This is a genomic window from Agrobacterium sp. CG674, assembly GCF_053521645.1.
Genome location: NZ_JBNWDZ010000007.1, coordinates 151,687 through 162,377, shown reverse-complemented (window position 1 = coordinate 162,377; position 10,691 = coordinate 151,687). Strand labels below are relative to the sequence as shown.

Here is a 10,691-nt window from a genome sequence, read left to right as displayed (position 1 = left end):
TCTTCCTCCTACAACAGGGGTCGGTCCGCCGCACGGGCAGGCCAACGGGCAAGAGGTTCGGAGTGGCCGCGCATCGTTGCGGTCAGGCGTGTGAAACTGTTGATCGACGTATAGAGCCCGAAGAAATGGTTTAGCACACTGGCGAAGATGTAGGCCGCCGGCCTGTCGATCATTGCCGGGTCGAATTCAAGCGTGATGTCAGTGCCGGGAACCATGGCAGAGCCGATACGCGCATGGGAATTGCGGGCTTCGACTGATGTAATCGCTTCCACCAGCTGCCGCGTTTCAGGCGAGTCGCGGAAGGCATAAAGGGAGAGAATATCCTTCAGCGGAGCGCCACCATTATCGAATAGTGAAAGGTGGTTGAGCAGCAGATGCGAGACCAACCGCCATTCCCGCGCCGAACGTTCATTCATGCGGATGGCGGGCGTTGGCGGCATCAAAGCCTGGATCGAGCCCACGGCCTCGTTGCCTGCCGAAAGCTGCAGAAAGGGATGCCCGCCGCCAAAGGGAAGCTGGCTTGGCAGCTCGCGGTTGATGCACAGCGTATCGACGCTGGCGACGACATCAAGCGGGCCCAAAGGACCACGCTGCTGATCGATGAACGCAATATCCGTATCGGAGGAACCGTCATCATCATCAAAACGGCGATAGGTCTGCCAGAACACATTGGAGCCGTTGCTGCGTTGCGTGCGACCGAAGAAGGGGGATGTCTTCTCAATCTGGCCTGAACGGGTGGTCAATTGCACGTTTTCCACGCCGTAGATTTCGCGGGTCCGCTGCCGTCTTGCGTCCGGCAGCAAGCGATATTCCGTGCGGGTGCCATCAAGCGTCAACGGTTCGCAGCTCTGCTTGAAAAGATTGATGACGGGCGACGCGTTGAGCACTAAATCCTTCGCTGCAATCATTCTCTCGAGGCGAGAGTCGGCGGCATCAAGATAGATGTAAAGCTCGCAGTCGCTCCCGCCCCATTGATCGAGCCCTGCGATATCGAAACACAGGAACTTTTGCGGAAGCGCGAAGAACTCTGTCAGCAGGCGGTAGCCATCAAAGCTGTTTGCCGGGTAGGGCAGCATCGCCTCGTCTTTCGAGAAGCCCGATGGCTTCAGGCTCGACGGCGGTAGAAATACGGCGTTGCGGTCTTCGGAATGCTGCGCAAGCGCAAGCCCGATGCAATGGTTGGTCAGTAGTTCATGAAGTGCCGTTGCCTGTTGCCACGCCGAGGAAATAAAGATCTGCAATGAATTCAGACCCATTTCGCCAAAGCTTGTGGGCCGGGGCGAGGTGGTGCGCAATGAAATCCGCAGACACGATGCGGCTCCAGCGGATGAGGGCGAAAAGGGCGCATCGATCGGCTGGCTGGCAAGCGTTGCGGATGCGATTTCCAGCGGTACGATATGGACGTCCTGTGTGGTGCGGAACCGGCAGCTTTCACCGCCAATCGGCTCGGCCAGAATTTCACTATGTCGGGGCAGGGTCTGCACGGTTGCGAGCGCGGGGCTCGGCGAAAAATGCACGACGCTCATGGAGGGCAGCGGTGCAAGATAATGCGGGTACAGCGTCTCCAACAGGCTGTCGGAAAGCTCCGGAAACTCGTCATCCAGCTTTTGGCGAACGCGGGCTGCGGAATAGGCAAAGCTTTGTATCAACCGTTCGACATGCGGATCATCGGCAACCTCGCCGGTCATGCGGAGGCGGCCAGCAATCTTCGGGAAAGCGGCAGCGAAGCGCGACGCGCGCTTTCGCAATGCGAAGAGCTCGTCATTGTATTTTTCGAGAAAGCCCTCAGCCATGACCCGCCTCCACAAGGAAACGCTGCGTCGATGGATCAATCTTGGACTCAAAGCTGATCGGCGGCATACCTTCATGAAGGCGGAAGGTCGCGTTGATCCGCATCCGCAAAGCCCGGTCTCCATCAATGCGGTTTTTTACGATCGTCACTGTCACGTCCGACAGGCGCGTTTCGAACATCGAAATCCGCCTTTCGATTGTCTGCGCCAGCTTTGCCTTAGATTGGTCGGTGACCAGATTTGCCGAGAGAATGCCGTCCACGCCATAGCTCACCAGCGCGTCCGTCAGCTCCTTCAATACAGCGGGCGGACCTGCCGGATTGCGCCGGGTGTTGAGCAACTGCTCTAGATCGCGCCTGATGACTTCGCGCATCTCCCGCACTTGGTCGGAAAGACTTGTCGGCGGATCGCTCTCCATATCCGGCGCGTCGTCCAGCAGCCGGTCGAGAACCGAGCGAGCCAAAGTTCTTTGCTTGGGGCGGTACTGTTCCAGCGGATCAACCAAGGGCAGACTGCCTTTCTTGTTCATGCGCCGGTGCCGACATGCTGGAGATTTCATGGAAAGGCACGAGATCATCGCCAACAATCAGGCAGCGTTGACCCCTGCCAGTCACAAGCGCCGCGTCCTCGTCCCAGACTGTTTCGCGCGCCAGCAGCAGTGATGTGCTGGAGTCATTGCTATGGTAGAGCGCGGGCAGCAGGACCGAGGCGATAGCGCCATCGCGAAGGGTCAATTCCGCTTGCCGGTAGGCGAGATCACGCGGACGGCTCATGGGCTCGATGGCGAGGCTTTCGATCCGATCATAATCGATCCAGAGATATTTTCCGCCGTTGGTCAGCACTTCAAGCGCGTGAGGTACACGGTCGTCGAGGTCGCGGATGTAGCCCGCCTTGCCCTCGTTCACGGTGAGGGAAATTTCAGCACGCTTCTCATCCAGCTCGGCCAACGCCTTGCGAGCGGCTTCCAGCTGACCTTCACGGGCGGCAATATTGGCCTGAATGGCCAGCTGGTCCAGCTCGGATGGTCCATGTGTGAAGTCGGGAACGGCACCTTTCTCGAACCATGCTACCCTCGCCGCCATGGCCCGCAAATGCTGCCGGAAAAGGGAAAAGCCGACGGCATCCTGAGGGGAGAAGGTTGAGGCCACGTTGCATTGGGCGTCCGCCTTTTCAAGTTCACCCGCCAGTATCAGGAGATCGATGTAGAGATAGCGACCCTCTTTCTCGGAGGCGTTTTTCTTCACATGGTCCCGGGCGTGGGCAATCGCTTCCTGCAATTGGTCGGCATCGATGAGGCGGGTGATGTCGTCGCGAAGTGTCATGCTTGTATCCTTTGTGGCTCAGGCGAAGACCGCGTAATCGATGCGGTTGGCGTGGTTGTCTCGGCAATGAGGTGAAAGCTGGTGGATACGTCGTCCAGCTGGAAATGCGGCTGCAGCCGCACCGTGCAGGAAAAGCTGCCCGGCTTTCCGGGAATTTCGTAAACCTTGATGCCAGCTGAGCGCAGCGGGTAGCGGATGCGAAGCGAAGCTTCGGCATCGTCGTTGCCCAAAGTGTAGGACGACAACCAGTTTTCCAATTTGCGCTCAATCGTCAGCGCATCGCTCAACTGGCCGATATCGTCGCGCATGATGACCTTGAGGTAATGCGAGAAGCGGGAAGCGCAGAGCACGTATTGCAGCATGGCGGCCAGCCGCGCGTTCTGGCGGGCGCTTTCCTTGGAATAGTGGCCGGGGGCGTGAAGGGACTGATTGGCATTGAAAATCGCCATGCTCGACAGATACGTCGTTGAAACGGGCACGATGCCGAGATCGGAAAATTGCTGCTCCTGTCCCATGGTCAGCTGCATTTCCACCGGCGGCTGGGCGGAAAGGCCGTTGCTCTCGATGCCCAGATCAAGCGGCGGCAGCTGCCAGGAAGACAGCATTCCGCCGTCGATCTCATCCTGCGTTACGCCGCGAATATCGGCAAACCAGCCTGAATCGATGAAGTTGCGCACCACCACGGAGGCAAAGGCAAAAGCCGGGTTGCCCCACAGCAGTGTATCTCCATCTTCGCCAATGTGTTCGCGAAACGGAAAGGGGTCTTCGCGTCGGCGGGAGAAGGGTTTGTGGGGCGAGCGAAGAAGGATGCGCGGCGCAACGAGGCCGATGAAGCGGCTGTCATCGCGGGCGCGCAAGGTATTCCAGCGCAGGCGCGATTTCTCCTGCTTCAGCCATGAGAAATCCTGCACGCGGGCCAGTTCCGAAAAATCTTGCAATCCGATTGTGGACGGAGAGGCACCGGCAATGAACGGGCAGAACGCGGCAGCAGCCACCATGCCGATCTGCGACAATGTCGTGATGCCGTCTACACCATCTATATCCTCAGGGGAAAATGCGTAATCGCCCAACATCAGGCCGATGGGTTCTCCACCGGGCATGCCAAATTCGCGGTTGTAGACGATTTCGAAAAGATGGCTCTGATCGAAGTCGGTCGCTCTTTCCATGCTGCGCGCCAGTTCACGCCAGCTCGCATTCAAAAGCTTGATCTTGACCTCGGGGCTACGGCTCGCCTCGCGCACGACCATGGCAAGGCCACGCCACCGTGCTTCCATGGCCTGAAAATCGGCATGGTGCAGAATAGCGTTAACCTGGCGATTCAGCGCGTCGTCGATCAGCGCGATGAGCTGATCGGCCTGACTGCGAATGTCCGAAACGGACCGTGGCGGCATGAATGGGCTCCGGGCAAGAAGGCCGGGATGGGGGCCGAAAAGCCCCCATCTCCTGTTTGGTTCAGTTCTTGGTAGGAATACGAGCGACCATGCGCAGCGATGTGGTCAGCTCTTCCATCTGCAACCACGGACGCATCCATGCGACTGCGTTATAGGCACCCGGCTTCCCCGGAATTTCCTGAACGGTCACTTTCGCATCCCGCAAAGGATACTTCGCTCGCGACTCTTCGCCCGCTTCGTCATTGGCGTTGACGTAGTTGGAGATCCAGCGGTTGAGCCAGACTTCGCAATCGGATGCTTCCATGAAGGAGCCGATCTTGTCGCGACCCATGACTTTCAGGTAATGCGCGAAACGAGACGTCGCCATCATATAAGGCAGGCGAGCCGAAACCGCGGCATTGGCAGTTGCCTCCGGGCGGTCGTAGAGTTTCGGCTTATGGGCCGTTTGCGCGCCGAAGAAGACGGCATAATCCGTGTTCTTGTAATGGCACAGCGGCAGGAAGCCGAGCTTGCCAAGTTCGGCATCCCGACGGTCGGTAATGCCAACTTCAGTGGGGCATTTCAGATCCAGATCGCCGTCATCGCTGGAGAAGACATGCATAGGCAGGTTTTCAACCTTGCCGCCGTTTTCCGCGCCGCGAATGGCCGTGCACCAGCCATATTTGGCAAAGGCGTCGGTCAGCTTCGTTCCCATGACGTAGGACGCGTTCATCCAGCAATACTGATCATGCGGCAGGTCACCATTAGGGGAACCATTCGTCTCATCATAGGCAAACTCGTCCACAGGATTTGTCTTCGGGCCATAGGGCATGCGTGCCAGAACCCGCGGAAGGGCCAGTGTTACGAAGCGTGAGTCGTCGCTCTCGCGGAAGCTACGCCATTTCGCATATTCCACAGTGTCGAAGATCTTTTCGAGATCGCGCGGCCGTGCCAGGTCGCGGTAATCGTCAAAGCCGAACATGTGCGGGCTCGCAGCCGAAATGAAAGGCGCAAAGGCGGCAGCGGCAATCGATGACGCGCCCTGGAGCAGCTGGATATCATCGAACGAATTGTCGAATTCGTAGTCTCCGATGATGGCACCCATAGGCTCGCCACCGGGTGTTCCGAACTCGTCTTCGTAGATGGATTTGAACAGCCGTGACTGATCGAATTCCACAGCCTTTTCAAGATCGCGGCCCAACTCACGCTTGGATGCGTTGAGAACGCGGATCTTCAGATTGACGCTGGTTTCCGAGTTTTTGACGAGATAGTTCAGTCCGCGCCATGTGCCTTCGAGCTTGGTGAATTCCGGGGATTGCATGATGGCCGAAAGCTGGCTGGATATAGCCTTGTCGATTTCAGCAATGGCCTGGTTCAACGTAACGGTCAGGTTGCGATCGTATTTGACGGTGCCTTTCAGCGCCTGGTCGGTCAGCGTGCGCAGCAGGTTCTGGGCGCGATCGGGTTCGGTTTGGCGAGTGGCAGCGACAACCTTGGACAGCAGACCGCCGTCCTGTTCGGTTGTTGCCTGTGTCTCATTCTTCAGCAGGCTCTCAGCGCTCATTTTTCAATCCTTCCAAATGCGGCTTCTTTCGCCGCTAGAACATGTGAAGCCCCGTGCGCCGGGGCCATCAATGCAGGTTGAACCGCAGCGAATTACTGTGGTGCGCCATTCTTCTCTTTCAGTTCGGATACGAGCTTGCCGAGATCCGTCTTGTTCTGAAGGATATCCTCCAGTAGGCGTTCAAGGTCTTCCGACCGGTCCGCCTTGGACAGCAGGTCACGCAATTCATTGCGGGCATCGAGCAGCGCTTTCAGCGCAGGCACCTGGTCGACAACCGACGCCGGAAGGAAATCGTCCATGCTTTCGAACTTCAGGTTCACCTGAATATCGGTGCCATCGTTATGCAGCGTGTTGGGGACGGCAATGTTCAGACCGGGAGTCATGCGGCGCATGACTTCATCGAAATTATCGCGGTCGATCTGAACGAATTTTCGCTCACCGAATGGCTTTAGCGGCTGCGTTGGGTTGCCGGAAAAATCGCCCAGAACACCAACCACAAACGGCAGCTCTTTCACCACCATCGCGCCTTCGGTTTCTACTTCGTATTTGATGTGAACGCGGGGCTTGCGAACCCGCTCCAGCTTTTCGTGCACACTTGCCATTCAAACCTCCTTGATGCCTTTTGGGCATTGCTGACTGAAGAGAGCGCTCAAGCTCCCGTGGTTTCACTATTTTCCGTTGTTCTCGCCGCCGGGCTTTATGCCTGCAGCAGTCAGCACGGCGTTGCGTGCCTGCGCCTCGGGTAAAAGCTCCGCGAGCAATTCTGAAAAATCCATGCGCCCCCTGCGAACCAGTGTTTCAATGGCCAGCGATATCGGAGAATGTGGCTCCATTCGGCGGAAATAACGCGCAACTGTAAGAAGAGTTTCAAACGCTTCGTCACGTGAAGCGATTTCTTCGGGATTTTTTATCGCTGTTTTCTGAACCTCTGGCTGTGATGGCGCGCCACCATTCTCCGCTATCCGTGCAATCTCGCCGACGGCAGCAGGTATTTCGTCGCGCCCGCCAAGTGCGCGGATAGCGGCTGCGACCTCGATCAGGGCGTTGCGAATGTTGGAACTGGCAGGCGCATTCGCCCCGCATTTCTGCGACAGGATCGTGCTGATCTCATCAAACAGCGACAGACACGCATTGACCTGCGCAAGATGGGCCGACATGGCCGCAATGCCTGCTTCGGACGCCGCATTATACAGCTCTTCCTTGCGTTTGGTTTCGGAGGATCTTTGCGCCAGCTGGAAATCCCACAGCGTGTTTTCACCGAATTTGCCGCCAGGAATGAGAGAGCTGAGGCGCAGAGGCTGAATGAGCGTTCCCTCGCTGCCAATGCCGTTCAAACCGGCAAAGGGTGCAAATCTTTCATCATCATCCTCGTCGCTGATAGAGCGAACCGAGTCCCACTGGTTGCAAAATATATCATATGTAACGCGGTAAACTTCACGCAGCCCGAGAAAGCCCTTTAAGCGTAGTTCTGCTTCAGCAAGCCATGCTAATATTTCAACGTCGCGGCTTTCCGAATATATAATTTGCAATCCGAGATTGCTGACCTCTGTCCATTTATTAGAAACCCGAAGAACTTCTTGTGGTGAGACAGTGCGCTCTTCTGCTCTTGCTTGGTTTCTTTCGTCTTTAATTTTGTAATATAGTTCGCGAGTTCTTTGGTTGGAGCGAATATTTTCTCCACAATCTCCAAGGTATTCTTTAACTGAAATGTCTTCATTGAGATCCAAAGCCAGTTTATCCCCCGTAAAAAATGATAGTTCTGTGACAGTTACTTCCGTTACGTAATGTTATTCACTGAACAGACTTATGGAAAATGAGGCATAATTGTGACCACCCCTTTTTAAACTCTCCAAATAAAAATGCAACTTTCGGCTAGACAAGCGAGTTTTAGCAACCTAACTATGCCACGTCACGTTGTGGAATGATCCAAACTGGAGGCTCGCTGCATGTCGCAAATTGATCTCAATCGCCTTGTAGAAGCGCTTGAGCCGGGGTTGCGTGTGTCACTTGAAAGCGCTGCATCGATTGCTGCGCGGCGCGGACATCAATTTGTAGATATTTCCCACTGGTTGTGTGCAGTTGTAGAATCGGACACCAACGCTGACCTTTTCCAACAACTTCAGATACCGACAGACAAGCTTCAATCCGAGATTGATCGCGCCCTTGATGAGGCAGCGATTGGTGACGGCGAGGCGCTGGCGCTCTCCCAAAACGTGTTGACTGCGGGTCGAGAAGCCTGGCTTCTGGCATCCCTGCAGGATGGCCGGCCGAAAATTTCGTTGCTGCATCTTTTGCTGGCTCTGGACGAAGACGCATCCCTGCGCAGCATGGTCCGCGCCGCTTTTCCCTCGCTGAAACTCATGGATCGCGGCGCTTTAGAGCGTTTGCGCACTGAAGACGCTTCCCAACCGACAGAAAATCGAACGGATCCGGTGCTCGGCGGTGCGGGCAAAGAGCAGAATGATTTCTTGCGCCTCTACACGCAGGACATGACGGACGATGCGCGGACGGGAAAGCTGGATCCTGTCATTGGCCGTGACGATGAACTTCGCCAGATGGTTGATATCCTGACGCGCCGTCGGCAGAACAACCCTATTCTGGTGGGAGAGGCTGGCGTTGGCAAAACTGCCGTTGCCGAAGCCTTGGCGCTGGAAATTGTGTCAGGCAATGTGCCCGAAAAATTGCGAAATGTTCGGCTTTTAAGCCTTGATCTTTCGCTGCTCCAGGCTGGGGCTGGTGTGAAGGGAGAGTTTGAGAGGCGGTTGCACGGGGTGATTGACGCGGTAAAGCGTTCAACCGATCCCATCATTCTTTTCATTGACGAGGCACATGGTCTGGTTGGTGCCGGTGGCGCCAGCGGGCAGGGTGATGCAGCAAATATATTAAAGCCTGCACTTGCCAGAGGTGAAGTTCGGACTGTCGCCGCCACCACCTGGGCTGAATACAAGAAATACTTCGAAAAGGACGCGGCTCTGACCCGCCGGTTCCAACCTGTGCATGTGCGCGAGCCGGATGAAGCGACGGCTATTCGCATGTTGCGTGGTGTTGCGGATAGTTTTGTGAAGCATCACGACGTGATTATCCGTGATGAGGCGATTGTCGCTGCAGTGCAACTGTCTGCGCGTTACATGCCAGCCCGCCAATTGCCCGACAAGGCCGTCAGTCTGCTGGACACGGCATCTGCCGCTGTTTCGCTGGCGCGCCAGACGCTTCCTGAAAAGCTGCGATCCATGGAGAATGAACGCACGCTCCTTTCCACCGAATTTGAATGGCTTACGCGTGAACCGGCCAGTGAAGACATCACCGCCCGCATCGATGCCATAAAGGCTGAGATCGGCAATCTGGACACAGCGATTGAGGGATTGCATTCGCGCTACGACGCGGAAATCGCCGCGCTGAGTGTGCAAGACGACGGCAAGGGCGGCGCTGATGCTGCCAAAAAGAAGCGCAAAGCTTTGGCGATAGCCCCTGACAACAGTGACGAGAGGTTGGTCCCGACAGTTGTTGACCGGGAAATGATTGCTGCTGTTGTCTCGCGCTGGACTGGTATCCCCCTTGGTAAATTGCTAGCGGACCAGATTGAGAGTGCGAGATCGCTTGACCAGCGCATGAAGCAACGGGTTGTGGGTCAGGACTGGGCGATTGATCGCATTGCCGATGCCATGCGCGCTGCCCGCGCGGGTTTGTCCGATCCGCGTCGTCCGCCTGCAGTGTTCCTGCTGGTTGGCATGTCGGGCACAGGCAAGACGGAAACCGCGCTTTCGCTAGCTGACATGCTCTATGGCGGTAACAGCCACCTGACGACGATCAACATGTCCGAGTTCAAGGAAGAGCATAAGGTCTCCCTCCTTCTCGGCTCGCCACCCGGTTATGTGGGGTATGGTGAGGGTGGCGTTCTGACAGAGGCCGTTCGCCGCCGCCCGTTTGGCGTGCTGTTGCTGGACGAAATCGACAAAGCGCATCCGGGCGTCCAGGATATATTTTATCAGGTTTTCGACAAGGGCATGTTGAAGGACGGCGAGGGCCGGGACATCGACTTCAAGAACACCACCATTTTCATGACGGCCAATACAGGTTCGGAAATGCTGACGGCACTCGCTGCCGACCCGGATACGATGCCCGATGGAGAGGCTCTGGAAGCGCTGCTGATGCCGGAACTGACGAAACAGTTCAAACCTGCATTCCTCGGCCGAACGGTCATTCTGCCGTTCATGCCTTTAGGGCCGGAGCAACTTTCCCGTATTGTCGATATGCAGATCGCAAAGGTCAGCGGGCGCGTCCATGACGCTTACGGCACGGAGTTGGCTCTGTCAGATCGCGCCCGTGACGCGCTGGTCGGACGGGCGGGCTCGAGCGAAATTGGCGCACGCGCCATCGAAATCATGATTGGCAGGGATTTGTTGCCGCCACTCTCCAGCTTTTTCCTCGAAAAGGTCATCGCTGGCGAAAAGGTGAAGCGAGTGACTGTCGATTTTGGTGAAAGCGGTTTCGACATCATTGTCGAAGCGGCTGGGGAAAGTGATGAATTCGCAGCAGCCAAAAAGGGTGCAGTGGATAAAGTTGCCGCGTCGGATGGGAAGTCCCGGCGCATGCGGCAGTAGTTGAGAGGCAAACACGACCTCGGAGCAAGAGGTCTTTCATTAGC

8 protein-coding genes are annotated in these 10,691 nt (G+C 56.6%); 1 reads left to right on the top strand and 7 read right to left on the bottom strand.

The genetic code is table 11. The features are described 5' to 3' along the window. Positions 1-8: 8 nt before the first annotated feature. The 7 genes from tssF to tssA all read right to left on the bottom strand — a co-directional run bounded on the left by tssF (position 9) and on the right by tssA (position 7,773). Complete coding sequence (tssF, locus tag ACQZ51_RS18525; protein ID WP_448779451.1) at positions 9-1,793, bottom strand: type VI secretion system baseplate subunit TssF; 1,785 nt, start codon at positions 1,791-1,793, stop codon at positions 9-11. Beyond that, complete coding sequence (gene tssE, locus ACQZ51_RS18520; RefSeq protein WP_192065929.1) at positions 1,786-2,295, bottom strand: type VI secretion system baseplate subunit TssE; 510 nt, start codon at positions 2,293-2,295, stop codon at positions 1,786-1,788. The genes tssF and tssE overlap by 8 nt, the downstream gene beginning before the upstream one ends. Then, complete coding sequence (locus tag ACQZ51_RS18515) at positions 2,288-3,112, bottom strand: type VI secretion system accessory protein TagJ (RefSeq protein WP_448779449.1); 825 nt, start codon at positions 3,110-3,112, stop codon at positions 2,288-2,290. Before ACQZ51_RS18515 ends, tssE begins: the two co-directional genes overlap by 8 nt. Further along, on the bottom strand, positions 3,109-4,503 hold the full coding sequence (gene tssC, locus ACQZ51_RS18510) for a type VI secretion system contractile sheath large subunit (protein ID WP_448779447.1): 1,395 nt from the start codon (positions 4,501-4,503) through the stop codon (positions 3,109-3,111). Before tssC (ACQZ51_RS18510) ends, ACQZ51_RS18515 begins: the two co-directional genes overlap by 4 nt. Positions 4,504-4,564: 61 nt before the next feature. Beyond that, complete coding sequence (gene tssC, locus ACQZ51_RS18505; protein ID WP_192065662.1) at positions 4,565-6,046, bottom strand: type VI secretion system contractile sheath large subunit; 1,482 nt, start codon at positions 6,044-6,046, stop codon at positions 4,565-4,567. Positions 6,047-6,138: 92 nt separating this feature from the next. Continuing rightward, positions 6,139-6,648: a type VI secretion system contractile sheath small subunit gene (gene tssB / locus ACQZ51_RS18500; RefSeq protein WP_192065660.1), complete on the bottom strand. Its 510-nt coding sequence runs from the start codon at positions 6,646-6,648 to the stop codon at positions 6,139-6,141. A gap of 66 nt (positions 6,649-6,714) precedes the next feature. Next, complete coding sequence (gene tssA, locus ACQZ51_RS18495) at positions 6,715-7,773, bottom strand: type VI secretion system protein TssA (RefSeq protein ID WP_448779446.1); 1,059 nt, start codon at positions 7,771-7,773, stop codon at positions 6,715-6,717. Positions 7,774-7,992: 219 nt separating this feature from the next. Here tssA and tssH point away from each other — a divergent pair, with 219 nt between their 5' ends. After that, entirely contained in the window at positions 7,993-10,647 is a 2,655-nt protein-coding gene (gene tssH / locus ACQZ51_RS18490) for a type VI secretion system ATPase TssH (RefSeq protein WP_448779444.1), read from the top strand. Positions 10,648-10,691: the final 44 nt, after the last annotated feature.